The organism is Gordonia otitidis NBRC 100426, from assembly GCF_000248075.1.
Classification (GTDB): domain Bacteria; phylum Actinomycetota; class Actinomycetes; order Mycobacteriales; family Mycobacteriaceae; genus Gordonia; species Gordonia otitidis.
Map to the genome: position 1 here is coordinate 1 of NZ_BAFB01000239.1, position 16,729 is coordinate 16,729.

A 16,729-nucleotide genomic window follows, 5' to 3' on the forward strand; every position below is an offset into this window, starting at 1 on the left:
CGGTCTGCAGGGCACGTTCTCCCTGTGGCGGGACTCGCGTGCGCTCACCGACTTCGCCTACCGCTCGCCGGCTCACGCGACGGCGATACGACAGACCCGACCCCAACGGTGGTACGCCGAGGATCTCTTCGCACGGTTCGCAGTCCTCGACGTCGACGGAACCTACGCCGAGGTCGAGCCGTGACCTCGCGGCTCGCATGGCTGCTGCTCGCAGCGACGATCCTCGTCCAGATCTGCTTCCCGTTGACGTCCGGAGGCACCCCGGCGCTGACCACCGCCTCCGTGCTGCTGTTCGCCGCGGCAATGCTCGTCGACGCCGCCAGCACGCACGGCGTGGCGGCCGCACTCGTGCTGCTGGTGGTCGCCGGGGGTGGTGGGCTGCTGGCCGAGACCATCGGCGTGCACACCGGCGTTCCGTTCGGACGTTACGACTACACCGGCACCCTCGGGTTCGAGATCGCGGGTGTTCCGATCCTCGTACCCCTCGCGTGGATCATGATGGCCTGGCCCGCATGGAACGTCGCCCGACGCCTCGTCGGGCGGTACGGGCGTCTGGCAACGATCGTCGTCGGCGCATGGGCGCTGACCGCGTGGGACGTCTTTCTCGATCCACAGATGGTCGACGCAGGGCACTGGCGCTGGGAGGCGACGACACCGGCGCTGCCGGGGGTCGAGGGCATCCCGCTCAGCAACTTCGGCGGCTGGCTGCTGGTGTCGCTGCTGATGATGGCGGTGCTCGACGCGGCATTCGGCCGCGACCCGCGGGCGTCGACGCTCCGGATCGACGCGGTGCCCGTCACCGCGTATCTGTGGACCTACTTCTCGTCGGTCATCGCCCACGCCGTGTTCTTCGGCCGTCCACCTGTCGCGGTGACCGGCGCGGTACTCATGGGGGTGATCGCCATTCCGTTGGCGGTGTCGGTGGCATGTGAGATCCGAGCGACGCGAACAGGGAGGCACAGTGTCCACGCCGGGTGAGAGGCGCGTGCGGCTGTGGCGCGGTGTCGTGCGCATCGGAACGTCCCTCGCGCTCGGCTGCCTGGTCCTGACGCTCGACAACGCACGACGCATCCGCGTTCCCGACAATCGGCACCGACCCGCCGCAGAGCCGTTATGGGTGTTGCTGCCCGTCCGCGACGAGGCTGCCGACGTCGCCGGATGTGTTCAGTCCCTGCAAGCGGCGACGGCTCGCTGGCCGGGGCCGGCACACATCGTGGTCCTCGACGACGAATCGACCGATGCGACGCCGGACATCCTGGACGACATCGTCTCGGGCGACGACACCGTCACGGTGCTGTCCGGGGCACCGCGTCCGGACGGCTGGCTCGGAAAGCCCTGGGCCTGTGCGCAGTTGGGCGAATTCACCAGAGTCGCCGCGGGTGACTCGACCGGCGAGGGAGTCCTCGTCTTCGTCGACGCCGACGTGCGCCTGCACCCCGACGCGCTGACCGCGACGGTGGCCACCATGCGACAGGCGGGTCTCGACCTGTTCTGCCCCTACCCACGCGAAGACGTCTGCGGGATCGGCGAGCGACTCGTCCAGCCGCTGCTGCAGTGGTCATGGATGAGCACGCTGCCGCTCGGAATCGCCGAGCGATCGGCACGGCCGAGTCTTTCCGCCGCGAACGGGCAGTTCCTGGCAGTCGACGCGACGATGTATCTGCGGGCGGGTGGGCACAGTGCGGTGCGCTCCGAGGTGCTCGAGGACATCGCCTTGCTCCGCGCGGTCAAGGCAGCGGGAGGTCATGGGGTGGTCGGCGAGGGCAGCTCGGTGGCCACGTGCCGGAAGGTCATGGGGTGGTCGGCGAGGGCAGCTCGGTGGCCACGTGCCGGATGTACGACGGGTGGCGCGAGGTGCGAGCCGGGTATCGGAAGTCGTTGTGGGCGGCGTTCGGTTCCCCTGCCGGGGCCGTCGTGGTGATGACGATGATGATCGTGTCGTACGTCGTGCCTGCCGTCGCGGCGATCGGCGGATCACGGACCGGGCTCGTGGGTTATCTCGCGGGCGTCGCGTCACGGGTGGTCACCGCGCGGCGCACCGGCGGACGGGCATGGCCCGACCCGCTGGCTCACCCGGCGTCGGTGCTCACACTCGCCGTGCTGACCGCCGACTCGATCGGCGCTCGCAGTCGCGGAGAACTGCGCTGGAAGGGGAGACCGGTGCACGCATGAGTCGGATCATCGTGATCGGGGCCGGTGTGGGCGGACTCGCCGCCGCCATCCGCCTGTGTGCGGCTGGGCACGACGTCACCGTGCTCGAACAGTCCGACGATGTCGGCGGCAAACTCGGCGTGATCGAGCACGACGGCTTCGTCTTCGACACCGGACCGTCGTTGGTGACGCTCCCGCACATCCTCGAGGAACTCTTTGCCGACACCGGAGCGCCGCTGAGCGATTCCCTGACACTGCAACGGCTTTCGACGGCGGCGCGCTACCGCTTTCCCGACGGGACGACACTCGACATGCCCGGCGAGATGTCACAGATCCCCGCCGCGCTCGACGACGCACTCGGTGACGGACGGGGAGCCCAATGGGAGGCGTTCCTGCACCGTGCCGAACAGATCTGGAACGCGACTCACGGGCCGTTTCTCGAGTCACCGATCACGCTGCGCGACATGGCTTCCGGCGCGCTTGATCTCCGCGATCTCGTCACGGTGGCGCCCTGGCGCACACTACGCGGACTCGGCGACCACTATCTGCACGATCCGCGACTGCGCATGCTGCTCGACCGCTACGCCACGTACACCGGATCGGATCCACGCCGCGCACCTGCCGCACTCGCGAGCGTCCCGTACGCCGAGCAACGCTGGGGATCGTGGTACGTGAGCGGGGGGCTCGGCGTCATCGCGAGGGCGCTGCGCGACAGGGTGGTCGACCTCGGCGGCACCATCGAACTCGGCGTCGAGGTGACGGCACTGACCACCAGTTCCGGTCGCGTCGACGGAGTCCGCACGAGCGACGGCGCACGCCACAACGCCGACCTCGTCGTCGCGAACGCCGATGCCGCACAGGTCTATTCGTCACTCATCGCCACTCGTCCGGCACGGCACACCGCGCGCCGACTTCGCAAGGTCACCCCGTCGTTCTCCGGCTTCGTCCTGTTGCTGGCACTCGACGATGCACCCGACCAACCCCACCATCAGATCCTGTTCGCCGACGACTACGACGACGAGTTCGATTCGGTGTTCGGTCGCGGCGGGCCACCGCGGCCCGTACCGAACCCGACGATCTACGTCTCGGCGGCCGATGATCCCGCGGTGAGTCCCGGACCCCGCACCGCGGCCTGGTTCGTGCTCGTCAACGCACCCCGCCACGACCCCGTCGGTGGAACCGATTGGGATGCAGAAGGAGTGGCAGGCGACTACGCCGACAGAATCGTGGGACTCATGGCCGAACGCGGTCTCGACATCCGAGATCGGATTCGACACCGAATCCTCGTCACTCCCGCCGACCTGGAGCGACGCACACTGACACCGGGCGGGTCGATCTACGGGTCGTCGTCGAACGGCGTACGTGCCGCTTTCCTACGACCCGCCAATGCATCAGGTGTTCCCGGCCTCTACCTGGTCGGCGGGTCGGCGCATCCCGGTGGCGGGCTTCCCCTGGTGTTGCTGTCGGCGAACATCGTTGCGCGACTGATCGGCCCGGCGTGAACGCCCGGAGTCAGACCGGCGAGGGTCCCGGCGAGTGGTCGCCGCGCAGGCGCTTGCGGATGAGTTCGGCGCTGATCAGACACATCGGCAAACCGATGCCCGGGCGTGTGGTGCCTCCTGCGTAGTAGAGACCGCCGACCTTCGCCGAACGATTGTTGGCTCGCAGAAATGCGCTCTGCCACAGAGTATGAGCCGGACCGAGTGCACCACCCGACCACGAGTTGAGATCGGCGGAGAAGTCACCCGGACCGGTAGTACGTCGCACGACGACCCGTTCCGCGAGATCGTCGATCCCTGCCCAGGAACTCACGAGTTCGATGGCGCGATCGGCTATCTGCTCGATGACCGGATCACCCGCGCCGTCCACTCCACCGCGTCCGAGTTCCGGGTCGGCAGGTACGGGGATCAGCATGAACAGATTCTCGTGGCCGTCCGGCGCCACCGACTCGTCGGTTCTCGACGGTGTGCACACGTACAGCGACGCCGGGTCGGGTACCGCCGTCGGAGTCTCGAAGATGTCGTCGAAGTTGGTGGCCCAGTCAGCCGTGAAGAACAGTGAATGGTGTTGCAACTGCGGTAGTCGTCCACGTACGCCGAGGAAGACCAGGACGGCCCCGGGGCCGGAGATACGCCGGTCCCACCACCGCTGTGGGAAGGTCTGCAGTGCCCTCGGCAGGAGGCGCGTCTCGACGTGGTGCAGGTCGGCGGCCCCGATCACGATGTCGGCGTCGACAGTCCGCTCGACCGAGTCGTCGCCACGAATACGTAGACCGGCGACGTCGGCGCGGCGTCGAGACAACCGTCGGCGTAGTCGACCTTCGGAGGGTTCCGTTGGGCGCGTGAGGATCTCGGTCACCGTCGTGCCGGGGTGCAGCCTGGCGCACTTCTCCTGCGCGACTGAGGCAAGGGATTCTACGAATCGGGTGAATCCCCCGTCGGGGTAGCGCACTCCCTCGTCGAGGTCGAGCCAGCTCATCAGGTGATACATCGCGGGCGCTCGCTCCGGCGACGATGCGAGGAACACGGCGGGGTAGCCGAGGATCTGCCTGAGCCTGCGGTCGGAGAACCGCCGCGAGATGAACGTGTCGAGACTGGTGCCGAGTAACTGCACGAGCGTCTTCGCGTGGCGTAGGACCTCGGGATCGACGAAGGCGCGCGGGGTGTCGAAGTTGGTGTACAGGAAGCGTCGGACAGCGATGTCGTACGCGTGTCGTGCCGACGCCAGATACTCGGAGAGCTCGTGCCCTGCACCGGTTTCCATCTTCTCGAACAGCTCGACCGAACGTTGCTCGTCACTGTGCACGTCGACCGGATCGGCATGTCCCTCGAAGAACACCCGATAACCGGGATCGAGTCGGAGTAACTCGAGCTGTTCGGAGGTCGAGGTACCCAGCAGCTCGTAGAAGTGGTCGAAGACCTCGGGCATGAGCCACCACGACGGCCCGGTGTCGAACCGGAAGCCCTCGGCCTCCCAGGAACCCGCGCGCCCCCCGACCTGCGGGCGTTGCTCGTAGACGTCGACGTCGTATCCGTCGTCGGCGAGCAGAGCCGCGGTCGCGAGCCCCGCCACCCCTCCGCCGATGATCGCGACGCGCGTGGCCGTGGCGCTCACGCGGACACCCCTTCCGAGACGGAGGCACGAGGCTGTCCGCGGCGCAGCACAGCGGTAGCCGCTATCCGGGTCTTGGTTGCGGTGGGCACCCGAACGCGATGTCGCGCAGCCATACTCGCCGGGGTTGCACGGAGTCTGGCATTGAGCTCTGCGAACAGATCGTGTGCGACGCAGACTGCGATGCGACTGCTTCGTGGCAGCTCACGGATCGTCGCCGCCGCAATCGCGAGATCGCCGTCGATCTCGTTTAGCCAGCGTGTCCACGCTACTGCCGACGGTTGGGTGGGATCGAGTCCGACGAGGTATCGGCGGCCGAGATCGCCGCTGTCGGTGCCGAAGTCGCGTAGGAAGTTGACCTTCTGAAACGCTGCCCCGAGATGCTGCGCACCCCTACTCAGTTCGTCGTAGCGCTGATCTGCTCGCGGCTCGTCGGCGACGAAGGCACGTAGACACATCAGCCCGACCACCTCGGCGGAGCCGTAGATGTACTCCGCGAGAGTCTTCTCGTCGTGTGTCTGCAGAGTCAGGTCCATACGCATCGACGAGAAGAACGGGGCGGTGAGTGAGGTGTCGACACCGACGCGACGTGCCGAGCGGGCAAACGCGTGAACGACGAGGTTGCTGCTCGAACCCGACTCGAGAGCATCGTTGGTCTCGGACTCGAGGCGATCGAGCGCGACGTGCCGGTCATCGGTCCCCTGTCCCGGTCGGGGTGCGTCGACGATCTCGTCGGCCACACGGACGAGAGCGTAGATGTTGCGGACGTGCGAGCGCACCGGCTCGCCGAGAAGGCGCGAAGCGAGCCCGAACGACGACGAGTACGAGTTGATCACCAGTGCGGCACTGGCGTCGGCGACCTCGTCGTAGCGGTCGTGCGGCGCATGCAGGTCGACGCGGGAACGTCGGCTCATCGGACGTCCTCGCGTGCTCGACCGTCGTACTCGACGCGCGTCGCCTCGTAGGCTCCCACGGCGGGCCCGAGTTCGGAGATCTGGTCGACGAACCACGGACTCAACATCCACGGTGTGCGCCGCGCGATCTCCCAGATGTCGTCGACCGGTGCCCATGTGTACTGCATCACCTCGTCGGGATTGGGGTCGACGTCGCCGACCGGGCGAGCCGCGAAGACCGGACAGACTTCGTTCTCGACGACCCCGCTCGCATCGACCGCCCGGTAGCGGAAGCCGGGGATGATCGGCCGTAGGTCGGCGACGTCGAGTCCGAGTTCGCGCTGTGAGTAGCGGGCGACCGCGGCTTCGACGCTCTCACCGGGACGTGGGTGCCCGCAGAACGAATTGGTCCACACCCCGGGCCACGTCTTCTTGCTCAACGCACGACGGGTCATGAGGATGCGTCCGTGGTCGTCGACGAGATGACAGGAGAACGCGAAGTGCAGCGGGGTGTCCGGGCCGTGCACAGTGAGTCGGTCCGCGGTGCCGCGCGGACTGCCGTCGTCGTCGACGAGCACCACCAGGTCCTCGTCCATCAAACCCCACACCTCTCGATTGTCCGGTGCGAAGACGGTTCGCGCCTCCGCAAGGGCTCACGCGCCGACCCCGCGCGAGGTCGGCGTGCTCTGTCACCAGGTCTTCGACGCCGCTACGCGTCCGGATGGGGAGCTCGCCCAGGTGCGCACACTAGGCTGACCGGGTGCGCTTCGGTATCTGCATTCTCCCTGATCTGGACTGGCAGCACGCGCGGCCGCTGTGGCAGCGTGCCGAGCAGCTGGGCTTCGACCATGCCTGGACCTACGACCACCTCGTGTGGGGCGGTCTCCCCGATTCCCGCTGGTTCTCGTGCATGCCGACCCTCACCGCGGCGGCAACGGTCACCACCACGATCGAGCTCGGCGCGTTCGTCGTCTCGCCCAACTTCCGGCATCCGGTTGCCTTCTCACGCGAGGTCCAGACCCTCGTCGACATCTCCGACGGACGATTCCTTCTCGGACTCGGAGCCGGTGGCACCCCGGACGACCGACTGCTCGGACAGCCCGAACTCACCGCCCGCCAGCGCGTCGACCGGCTGCAGGAGTTCACCATGCTGCTCGACCGCACCCTGCGCGCCGACCACGTCGACGTCGTCGGCGAGTACTACACCGCCCGCGACATGCGTCTCGTCGGCGGATCGGTACGGGAGCGGGTACCGCTGCTGCTTGCGGGTAACGGACCGCGATCGGTGCGCTACGCCGCGCGTTTCGGCGACGGGTGGGTGACCACCGGCGACACCACTGCCGCCACCACCGACGAGTGGTTCGCGGGCATCGCACGCAACTGCGAGATCCTCGACGCCGCACTCGCCGACCGATCAGATGGTGGCGACGTCGCCCGGTACCTGAGCATCGACTCCGGCCCCGCCCAGTCGCTGCAGAGCGTTGCGATGTTCGACGAGCTCACCGGTCGCGCGGCCGAGCTCGGTTTCACCGACGTGATCATCCATTGGCCACGGCAGACACCGCCGCACGTCGCCTCCGAGGCCGTTCTCGAGGAGGTTGCCGCATCACGGCTGTGACCAGCACAGATGCCCCGACGGCGAGGGCGGCGATAGGCTTTGCACCGTGACGGTACGCGCGGGCATCGTGGTGACAGGGACCGAGGTCCTCACCGGACGGATCACCGATCGGAACGGCCCATGGGTCGCCGAACGGCTGTTCGCGCTCGGCGTCGACGTCGCACACATCACCGTCTGCGGCGACCGACCTGAAGACCTCGCCGCCGAGCTGCGCTTCCTGGCCGACGAGGGCGTGTCACTCATCGTGACCACCGGTGGACTCGGCCCGACCGCCGACGACCTCACTGTCGCGACCGTCGCGGAGTTCACCGGCCGGGCGCTCCACCTCGACGAGCCCTTGCGCGATCACATCGCCGAGATCATCCGACGCTGGCAGGGGCGCGGCGGCAGCGAGTCGGCGTCGGCGGCCACCGCGGCCGGCATCGATAAGCAGGCCATGGTTCCCGAAGGTGCACAACCGATTCCACCGACAGGGACCGCGCCGGGAGTTGCCGTTCCGGCCGGTCAGGATCCCCGCGCACGACGCCGACTGCCGGCAATTCTCGTGCTGCCCGGCCCGCCACCGGAGTTGCAGATGATGTGGCCCGCCGCGATCAACGCACCGGCAATCGACGAGGCCATCGCCGATCACCCCGACATGCGTCAGGACACGATCCGCATGTTCGGACTGCCCGAAGCGGATCTGGCGGCGGGGTTGCGCGCCGCACAGGACGAAATAGTCGGATTCGACGAACTCGAGATCACCACCTGCCTGCGACGCGGCGAGCTCGAGATCGTCACCCGCTACCCGGTCTCCGCCACCGACGACTACACGGCACTCTCCGACTTCCTCACCGGGCTGTATCCCACCGAGACCTTCTCCACCGACGGCACGACCATCGACGACCAGCTCGCGGATCTGTTGACCGGACGTCGAATCGCCACGGCCGAATCGTGCACCGGCGGAATGGTCGCCGCGCGGCTCACAGATCGCGCCGGTTCGTCGGCCTATGTCCAGGGCGGGGTGGTTTCGTATTCGAACGACGTGAAGATCAATTCGCTGGGTGTGCCCGCGTCGATGATCGACGAGCTGGGCGCGGTCAGCGAGCCGGTCGCCGCCGCGATGGCCGACGGCGTGATGGCTCGCCTGGGCGCCGACACAGCGATTTCCACCACCGGCATCGCAGGCCCGGGCGGCGAGACTCCCGGAAAACCTGTCGGCACAGTGTGTTTCGGTATCGGTATCGCCGGGTCGCCGACGCTGACCCGCACGCTGCACCTGCCCGGCGACCGCGCGGCGGTGCGTGAGCGCTCGACCACGATCGCGTTCCACCTACTCGCCGACGCCCTGCGCGCAGCGTCGAGCTGAGTGCGGAAGGTCGGGGATGAGTAGCGCCGCGGCTGCGCGGAAAGTCGGGGAAGGGTGCAGCCCGAGATCCTTCCCCTGCTTTCGTGCTGATCCCTAGAAAAAACACGGGGAATAGCACACAACCCGGGGAAGAAACCCTTCCCCTACTTCCCGCCGACCCGCGCACCACTGTTCGACGCCGCGCACGGTCGCGCCGACGGGTTCCGGCCAGTCACGCTCGCTTCTCCTGCTCGAGCACGCGAATCCGCTCTTCGAGTTCGGCAACTCGGCGTGCGTTGGCCTGGTTGAGCTCTCGGATGTACTCACGGTCGTACTGCGGCACCAGGCTTCGCGAGCAGTTCCAATCGACACCCTCGACGTCGATCAGGATGCTGCGCTCGGCTCGCGCCGACACCCGCCCCTCCGGAACGGTCATCAACTCACGCAGGAGCTGATCATCGTCGTCGACGACCGTCGCGTGGCCCAACAGCTTCAGCCTCATCCGTCGCGGATAGTCGGCGCAGAAGACCGCCACCCGATGGTTGTCGTCGATGTTGCCCACCGACACGAACTGCGAGTTGCCGTGGAAATCGGCGAAGCCGATACGGTTGCCACCGAGGTGGTGCACGAAACCCCGCGGGCCGCTGCGGTACTGGATGTAGGGCCAACCGCCTTCGGTCACTGTCGCGAGATGGAACTGGAACATCGTGCGCAGAAAAGTCAGTTCGCGATCGCCGAGCTCATCGGGACCCGAATCAGGCTGTGCGGCAACATCCCCGTACACGACGTTGCTCCCCGTCCGCTGCTGCCGTGCCAACGCGTGCGGGCCGTAGGCCATGTGGTGGTAGCGGGCTCCCATGCGATCAGCCCTGCTGTTCCGTCACACGCGTGGCGGCGGCGGTCTCCGACCAGATTCGCGCCACGATCTCACTCGCGGGACCGAAATCTGTGTCTCGGAAAGAGGTTCCAGCCCATAGGTTGAGAAACTCGGGATCTCCGGCGAGCGCGGCAGCCGAGCGCAGGGGACTCGTCAGATGATGCAGTTGCGGATATTCGGCAGGGGCGAGCGGCGTGTAGCGATCGGTGAACTCGTTGCGCAGCGCGCGTGCCGGCCGACCGGAGAACGCGCGTGTCACCACGGTCTCGGAGAACCTCGGATTCCGCAGTGCTGCGCGGTGAGTCGGCTTGGTACCCGCTTCTGCGCTGTCGAGAAACGCCGTGCCCAACTGCACCGCAACGGCGCCTGCGGCGAGCGCGTCATCGACGTGTGACCCGGTCGCGATTCCACCCGCGGCGATGATCGGAAGGTCGACGATCGCCACAACCTGTCTGACCAGATCGACGGTCCTGATGTCCGACGGCTCGGCCGCGACATCCAAGGTCGCACGATGACCACCCGCCTCGACACCCTGCACACAGAGCGCGTCGACGCCGCGCGCCGCAGCGCGAACCGCGTCGTCGGCATCGGCCACCGTTGCCACCACGACGATCCCCACATCATGCAGCCGGGATACGACACCGTCGTCAGGTAGCCCGAAGGTGAACGACACCACGGGAACTCGTCGCTCGATCACCAGGTCGATCTTGTCCGCATATGCATCGTCGTCGTAGTCGACGATGCGCCCGACGTCTACGTTGTACCGACGTGCCACCGGCTCCAATTCGTCGCGAAATCGCAGCACCGCTGCAGGGTCACGGACGCCGCTGCCGGGGACGAACAGATTGACTCCGTATGCATCCACGCCAGACGCGGTCACCTCGTCGATCTCGGCCGCAAGCGCGTCGACAGACTTGTACCCGGCGGCGAGAAAGCCCATCGCCCCCGCCTCGGCTGCCGCGATCACCAGGGCGGGAGTCGTCGGACCACCTGCCATCGGCGCCACGAGGATGGGCACGCGCACGCTCATCAAGTCGAACGTTCCAGGATTCTCGGTCATCTCCTGCTCCCTTCGCCCACGCGTGCGGAGCCCGCATGATCGTCGACATCGTCGAGGCTACCCACCGGAACACGGTCGGGGAAATACCTTCTGAGCATGAACTATGCTCTGTGGTTATGAATCTGGAGTTGCGCCATCTGCGTGCTGTCGTCGCCGTGGCCGACCATGGATCATTCACGACAGCGGCGGTGCAGCTCGGCGTGTCCCAGCCTGCGCTGACCCGTACCGTCCAACAGGCCGAGCGCATCCTTCAGACACAGCTGTTCGACCGCACCAGCCGCCGCGTCGAACTGGCCGAGTCCGCAACGGATTTCGTCACTGCAGCGAAGCGGATGCTGTTCGATCTGGAGCAGGCTGTCGCTTCTCTGACTGCCCGCAGGGCCCTGCGCCTCGGTTTCAGCTGGCTTCTGCCCGACAGCTGGGCACACGCAACGGTCGCCGGCTTCGAGAGGGCCACCGGAGTCACCGTCGACATCGCCCGATTCGACGATCCGCTGCGAGCGTTGCGTGAAGGTCAGGTCGACGTCGCCGTGGTCCGCAGACGGGGTCGTGGGTCGTCGATCACCTATCGCGCGCTGTACAACGAGGCGCGCGTCGCGGCGGTGTCGGCGTCGTCGGAGTTGGCCTCACGCGAGCATCTCACCTGGCACGAGCTCCGTGAGCTGCCGCTGGTTGTCAACACGCTTACCGGCACGACGGTTCCCCGCTCGTGGCGCGGCGCCGATCGTGCGGAGAACCGAAAGGTCGTCGAATGCACCAATTTCGACGAATGGCTCGAACTGATCGCTGCTGATCGCGGAGTCGGCGCAGTACCCGAGATCGCCGCCCGACGCGTGAACCACTCGCACGTCCGGTTCATCCCGATTCCCGACGCCCCGCCGACCATGCTGCAACTCGCATACCTCACGGCAACGCCCAACGCCACCGTCGACGCCTTTGTCGACGCAGCACTCCGCGCCGTCAATCGCGAGGCGCGTCCCCGAGATGGTGGTGATGTTCATGCGTGATCGGGTACATGATGTCGACGTCCACCGCCGAGGTGCGAGAACTTCTGTTGCCCATCATGTTCCAGATCAGCACCGTCAGCGTGCCGAGTCCGGCGTACAACGCGAGACACACCAGTGCCGAGCCGCAGCCGGCGTCGGGGAAGTAGAGCGAGTTGCGGACCAGTTGCGCACCACCGCCGGTGGGCAGCCACTCACCGAGCTTCGCCCAGAAGGTGGGTAGGAAGTTCCACGGGATGGACGCTCCCGACAGTGTCGCGCCGATGAGGAAGTAGAAGCCACCCGCCAGGGAGCCGATCGGCCCGAACAGCGTCACGAGCCCGGCAGTCGACCCCGCGATGGCCAACGAGATCAGCGTGTACGTACCGAACAACCGCCACTGGTCAGCCGAACTCCCGACACCGTAGAACCAGGAGAACAGCAACACGATTCCCGACGACACCGCGGCGTAGGCGACCAACGCGGCGACGTGGCCGAGACCACGCCGCAACGATTGCGGGACACGTGGCATCAGTCGCCCGAGGCCGAGCGATGCGATACTTCCGCCGAGCGAGATCACCTGCAGGATATAGCCGATCGACGCGCCATTGATGTCGTCGTCGGACAGCTCGACCACGTCGACGGGGAGGGTTTGCGGCAGCTTGTTCTCGACGTTTGCCTGTGAGGCGACCGCTTTCAGCGCGGTCGCCGGCAGAGCGCCGCCCGCGCTGGCGACGACTGGAACGATGCCCTGCTGTGTGAGCTCCAGTCCTCCGTCGATCTCGCGGCGGGAGATCGCACCGCGCAGGGCATCCATGGACTCGTATGCGCGTGCGTCGAACTTTCCGTCGGCTTCGACAGCAGCCGTGAGCTTCTCGGTCTGCGCAGCTGGACCGACGATGCCGATCGGCACGTTCCTCGGCGACGGTGAGTGCCCGACGCCCAGATAGAAGCTGCCCAGCCCGAGTTGGACGAGCGCACCGAGCACAACGACGGCCAGGAGCAGGCGTCGATACGTGTTTCCGAACGAGAGTGGTCCGGCTTCGGTCATGAGCATGGTCGGATTACCTCAATGGTGTGAATGGCAGATGAACGGTCGGTAGTGCTGTGCGCGAATCGGTTACGCGTTGTAGCCGTCAACGGCGACGCGCACCTGCATGCGCACATCGTCGAAGGGATCACGGTCCGAATGCGCGCCCGTCGATGCGCGAGTGATGGCCAGGGCGGTTGCGGCGAAGATCATGTTGGCGGTGAGCACCGCCATGTCGGCGTGCGACCGCTCGGCGGCGGTTCGCTCGGTGCCCGAGCCTGCGGGACGGTCAACTCGATCCGCGACGAGACGTGCGGCGATGCGGTCCTGCAACTCGGCGACAAGGGCGAGACCTTCCGCACGGTAGTGATCGCTGGAGCCGCCGAACAGGAGCTCACGGTGGTAGGCGTTGCCGTTCTCCGGGTTGGCCTGCGCATACTCCAGCAGCGGGAGCACCATCTCGTAGATCGCACCGGCGGTGTCCGTGGTCGATTCGGCGCGGGCAGCACCGACGTCGAGCGCCCTGCGCAACTCGTCGTTGAGCACCATCAGCAGCAACTCGCCCTTGGTCGATGCGTACCGGAAGACCGTGCCCGCCGCGACGTCGGCACGATCGGAGACCTGTCCCGTCGACACCGACTCGAAGCCACGTTCGGCGAACAGATCGGCGGCAGCCCGGAAGATCCGATCCTGCTTGTCACGCATGTTGCGAGCACGCCTGCCGTCGGCAAGCGGTGTCCCTGCGCTCATGCCACCTCCAAAAATGAGCGGACTCAAAAATGAGTGTACTCATGTACGACGCCGCTCTCAGCGGCCTACCCTCGAAGACATGTCACCTCGCACGCTCGTCCGCATCGTCCTCGGCGCCTTCATGACCTTCGCCGGAATCTCGCACCTGACATTCGCTCGTGACGAATTCCAGGCTCAGGTTCCCGACTGGTTCCCCATCGACACCGACGTCACAGTGCTCGTCTCCGGCGTGGCCGAGATCGGCCTCGGTGCGTCGTTCCTCGCGCTGCCGAAGCACAAGCGTGCGATCGGCATCCTGCTCGCCCTGTTCTACGTCGTCATCTTCCCCGGCAACATCGCCCAGTACCTCGAACACAAGGACGGTTTCGGGCTCGACACCGACCGCAAGCGCCTCGTCCGTCTGTTCTTCCAACCCGCCCTGATCGCCGGGGCTCTGTATGCCGGTGGAGTCGGGTCGAAGAAGTAGGTCTGACGCCGCTGCGACGTTCCGCCCCGGGTAATCTCCGACTGCATGAGTGACTGCATCTTCTGCGGCATCATCGCCGGCGACATACCCAGCACGAAGGTCTCCGAGACCGAGACGACCTACGCGTTCATGGACATCAACCCGGCCAATGACGGTCACCTGTTGGTGATTCCGAAGCAGCACAGCACCGACCTGCTCGACATCGGCGCCGACGACCTGACCGCTGTCACCCTCGAGGCACAGCGAATCGCGCTGGCCGTCGTCGACGATCTCGGGGCCGACGGCGTCAACCTGCTCAACTGCTGCAAGGCTCCGGCGTGGCAAACGGTGTTCCACTTCCATCTGCATGTGATCCCCCGCTACGCCGATCGAACCAAGGACCGCCTGTCGCTTCCGTGGCAACCGGGCGTCGCCGGTGATCAAGACGTCATGTCCGGATACGCCGAGAAACTGTCGGCCGCGCTGCACTGCTGAGGGTGTAGACCGAGCACATGGAATCGTCACCGATCTTCGCGGCATCCGATTACGACGCTGTCGTCGTCGGCGCTGGGATCGCCGGGCTGACCGTTGCGCGACTACTCACGCGGGCAGGTGCACGCACCGTGGTACTCGAGGCACGAGACCGGGTCGGTGGACGCGTGCACTCCGACCGGTCGGACGGCACCGTGACCGATCGTGGCGCGTCGTGGATACACGGAATCGCCGACGCCCCGCTGCACGCGACCACCGAGGCGTTCGGTATGCGCACCGTCGAGTTCACCGTCGGCAGTTACCAACCTGACGGACGACCGATCGCCTACTACGCTCCGGATGGAATCCGGCTCGACGACGCATCCGCCGCGTCCTTCGCGGCGGACGTGCATGCCTTCGACGACGCGCTGTCGACGTACGTGTCATCGATCGGCGCCGGGGTGTCCTACGGCGCGGCGACCGAGACGACGCTGTCCGGGCTAGGCTGGGATTCCGCTCGCACAGAACGGGTTCGGGAGTTCGTTCGCCACCGCACCGAAGAACAGTACGGTGTGTGGATCGACGATCTCGACGCGCACGGACTCGACGACGACGAGACCGATGGCGACGAGGTCGTCTTCCCCGACGGCTACGACCAGCTCGCGACTCGTCTGGCCGAGGGTGTGCACGTGGTTCTCGACCAGACCGTGTCGCGCGTCGCGTGGTCCGCCGAGGACGGTGCGACGGTGACCACCACGCGCGGCGACTCCGTATCGGCTGTGCGAGCGGTCGTGACCGTGCCCGTCGGCGTACTCAAGGCCGGAGCCGTCGCCTTCGAACCGCCGCTCGCCGAACCTGTCGCCGGAGCGCTCGATCGGCTGGAGATGAACACCTTCGAGAAGGTGTTCCTCAGGTTCGGTGCCCGATTCTGGGACGACGGGGTGTACGCGATTCGCAGACAGGGTCCGGCCGCGAGGTGGTGGCATTCCTGGTACGACCTCACCGCCCTGCACGGCCAGCCGACGCTGCTGACGTTCGCCGCGGGGCCGTGTGCGCTGGCGATACGCGACTGGTCCGACGCACAGATCGTCGCGTCGGTACTCGACTCGCTACGCGAAATCTACGGCGCCGCGGTCACCGATCCGGTTCGCAGCGACGTGACCCGGTGGCAGGACGACCCGTACGCCCGCGGTTCGTACGCGTACATGACGGTCGGGTCGACAACGGCCGACCACGACGACCTGGCGACCCCGCTCGGCGGTGGCGTGCTGCAGCTGGCGGGAGAGGCGACGTGGACAGACGATCCCGCAACGGTCACCGCCGCACTCGAGTCGGGGCGCCGCGCGGCGTCGAACATTCTCGGCCGCGACGTCGACATCGCCGAACTCTGGGTGTGAGCGCTGTACCCGTATCCAGGGCGCCCGGCGCGAGAGTGCCTGTCTACCCGGCCGGGGGAAGGTCGACGGTGATGACCACCCGGACATCGTCGACGACCTTCAGGGCACCCATCATCATCGAGTAGGGCTTGAGGCCGAATTCTCGATGGGAGACAACGGTTTCGATGTTCGCCTGACGTGCGTCGTCGGGACCGGACACCTCGACGTCGAGGGGATGGGGGTGCTCGTTGTTGTTGATCGTCAGCGTGCCGTCGAGGCGAAAGCCATTCTCTGTGGCCGTGATCGACGTGGCGTCGTAGGTGATCGTGTGTGCCTTGGATGCGTTCAGCGACTTGAGGGCGTTACCGCGTGCGATTGCCTTCTCGGGTCCGGTCAGTGGCGTGACGCCACCTTCGCCCGACACCACGCGCAGCGACTCGACGTCGATCGACGCGGCCACTCCGACGGGCACTCCGTCGGCGACGGTCAGCTCGGCCGACCACTGCTCCATGTCGATGGTAAGACGATGTCCTGTCCTGGCTGCGGGACCGGTCACGTCGGTGTGCACGGTCACAGTCCCGTTACCCGGACCGAACTCCCATGTGTCTCGTGTCATCACATCTCCTCGATATCGACA

At 66.7% G+C, this 16,729-nt stretch carries 18 protein-coding genes and 1 pseudogene; 11 read left to right on the top strand and 8 right to left on the bottom strand.

What is annotated here, in order from left to right; all coding sequences use genetic code 11:
* From GOOTI_RS22565 to GOOTI_RS22580, 5 genes and pseudogenes are all read left to right on the top strand, one after another.
* Positions 1–184 (top strand): annotated as a pseudogene (locus tag GOOTI_RS22565) (monooxygenase); the annotation flags it as partial.
* Positions 181–978 (top strand): carotenoid biosynthesis protein, encoded by a 798-nt coding sequence (locus tag GOOTI_RS22570; protein ID WP_007240917.1) that lies wholly within the window; start codon positions 181–183, stop codon positions 976–978. The pseudogene GOOTI_RS22565 and the gene GOOTI_RS22570, both read left to right, overlap by 4 nt.
* The gene (locus GOOTI_RS22575) at positions 962–1,921 is read left to right on the top strand and encodes a glycosyltransferase family 2 protein (protein WP_007240918.1); all 960 of its coding nucleotides are present in this window, start codon (positions 962–964) and stop codon (positions 1,919–1,921) included. Before GOOTI_RS22570 ends, GOOTI_RS22575 begins: the two co-directional genes overlap by 17 nt.
* 5 nt (positions 1,922–1,926) lie before the next feature.
* A complete protein-coding gene (locus tag GOOTI_RS27315) occupies positions 1,927–2,172 on the top strand; it encodes a hypothetical protein (protein WP_373279047.1) in 246 nt (81 codons plus the stop codon).
* Positions 2,145–3,653, top strand: coding sequence for a phytoene desaturase family protein (locus tag GOOTI_RS22580; protein WP_505674744.1), 1,509 nt, complete (start codon positions 2,145–2,147; stop codon positions 3,651–3,653). The genes GOOTI_RS27315 and GOOTI_RS22580 overlap by 28 nt, the downstream gene beginning before the upstream one ends.
* Before the next feature lie 10 nt (positions 3,654–3,663).
* Here GOOTI_RS22580 and crtI read toward each other — a convergent pair whose 3' ends face one another.
* The 3 genes from crtI to idi are packed head-to-tail and all read right to left on the bottom strand — an operon-like array spanning position 3,664 to position 6,751.
* Entirely contained in the window at positions 3,664–5,265 is a 1,602-nt protein-coding gene (gene crtI / locus GOOTI_RS22585; protein WP_007240921.1) for a phytoene desaturase family protein, read from the bottom strand.
* A complete protein-coding gene (locus GOOTI_RS22590) occupies positions 5,262–6,176 on the bottom strand; it encodes a phytoene/squalene synthase family protein (RefSeq protein WP_007240922.1) in 915 nt (304 codons plus the stop codon). The genes crtI and GOOTI_RS22590 overlap by 4 nt, the downstream gene beginning before the upstream one ends.
* Positions 6,173–6,751, bottom strand: a complete 579-nt coding sequence (idi, locus tag GOOTI_RS22595) for an isopentenyl-diphosphate Delta-isomerase (RefSeq protein ID WP_007240923.1) — start codon at positions 6,749–6,751, stop codon at positions 6,173–6,175. Before idi ends, GOOTI_RS22590 begins: the two co-directional genes overlap by 4 nt.
* A 164-nt stretch (positions 6,752–6,915) precedes the next feature.
* On the opposite strand from idi, the gene GOOTI_RS22600 reads away from it, so the two are divergent.
* On the top strand, positions 6,916–7,773 hold the full coding sequence (locus GOOTI_RS22600; protein WP_007240924.1) for an LLM class flavin-dependent oxidoreductase: 858 nt from the start codon (positions 6,916–6,918) through the stop codon (positions 7,771–7,773).
* A gap of 46 nt (positions 7,774–7,819) precedes the next feature.
* Positions 7,820–9,121, top strand: a complete 1,302-nt coding sequence (locus GOOTI_RS22605; protein ID WP_007240925.1) for a competence/damage-inducible protein A — start codon at positions 7,820–7,822, stop codon at positions 9,119–9,121.
* Between the two features lie 211 nt (positions 9,122–9,332).
* On the opposite strand, the gene GOOTI_RS22610 is transcribed toward GOOTI_RS22605, so the two are convergent.
* Positions 9,333–9,959: a pyridoxamine 5'-phosphate oxidase family protein gene (locus GOOTI_RS22610; protein ID WP_007240926.1), complete on the bottom strand. Its 627-nt coding sequence runs from the start codon at positions 9,957–9,959 to the stop codon at positions 9,333–9,335.
* A gap of 4 nt (positions 9,960–9,963) precedes the next feature.
* Positions 9,964–11,037 (bottom strand): NAD(P)H-dependent flavin oxidoreductase, encoded by a 1,074-nt coding sequence (locus GOOTI_RS22615; RefSeq protein WP_007240927.1) that lies wholly within the window; start codon positions 11,035–11,037, stop codon positions 9,964–9,966.
* Between the two features lie 116 nt (positions 11,038–11,153).
* On the opposite strand from GOOTI_RS22615, the gene GOOTI_RS22620 reads away from it, so the two are divergent.
* Positions 11,154–12,044, top strand: coding sequence for a LysR family transcriptional regulator (locus GOOTI_RS22620; RefSeq protein WP_007240928.1), 891 nt, complete (start codon positions 11,154–11,156; stop codon positions 12,042–12,044).
* On the opposite strand, the gene GOOTI_RS22625 is transcribed toward GOOTI_RS22620, so the two are convergent.
* Positions 11,998–13,077, bottom strand: coding sequence for an ABC-2 transporter permease (locus GOOTI_RS22625; RefSeq protein WP_007240929.1), 1,080 nt, complete (start codon positions 13,075–13,077; stop codon positions 11,998–12,000). The genes GOOTI_RS22620 and GOOTI_RS22625 overlap by 47 nt on opposite strands.
* Positions 13,078–13,140: 63 nt before the next feature.
* Entirely contained in the window at positions 13,141–13,800 is a 660-nt protein-coding gene (locus tag GOOTI_RS22630; protein WP_007240930.1) for a TetR/AcrR family transcriptional regulator, read from the bottom strand.
* A gap of 79 nt (positions 13,801–13,879) precedes the next feature.
* On the opposite strand from GOOTI_RS22630, the gene GOOTI_RS22635 reads away from it, so the two are divergent.
* The 3 genes from GOOTI_RS22635 to GOOTI_RS22645 are packed head-to-tail and all read left to right on the top strand — an operon-like array spanning position 13,880 to position 16,113.
* On the top strand, positions 13,880–14,266 hold the full coding sequence (locus GOOTI_RS22635) for a DoxX family protein (protein WP_007240931.1): 387 nt from the start codon (positions 13,880–13,882) through the stop codon (positions 14,264–14,266).
* Positions 14,267–14,311: 45 nt separating this feature from the next.
* Positions 14,312–14,740: an HIT family protein gene (locus GOOTI_RS22640; RefSeq protein WP_007240932.1), complete on the top strand. Its 429-nt coding sequence runs from the start codon at positions 14,312–14,314 to the stop codon at positions 14,738–14,740.
* 17 nt (positions 14,741–14,757) lie between these two features.
* A complete protein-coding gene (locus GOOTI_RS22645; RefSeq protein WP_007240933.1) occupies positions 14,758–16,113 on the top strand; it encodes a flavin monoamine oxidase family protein in 1,356 nt (451 codons plus the stop codon).
* Between the two features lie 43 nt (positions 16,114–16,156).
* Here GOOTI_RS22645 and GOOTI_RS22650 read toward each other — a convergent pair whose 3' ends face one another.
* Positions 16,157–16,708 (bottom strand): YceI family protein, encoded by a 552-nt coding sequence (locus GOOTI_RS22650; protein WP_007240934.1) that lies wholly within the window; start codon positions 16,706–16,708, stop codon positions 16,157–16,159.
* Positions 16,709–16,729: the final 21 nt, after the last annotated feature.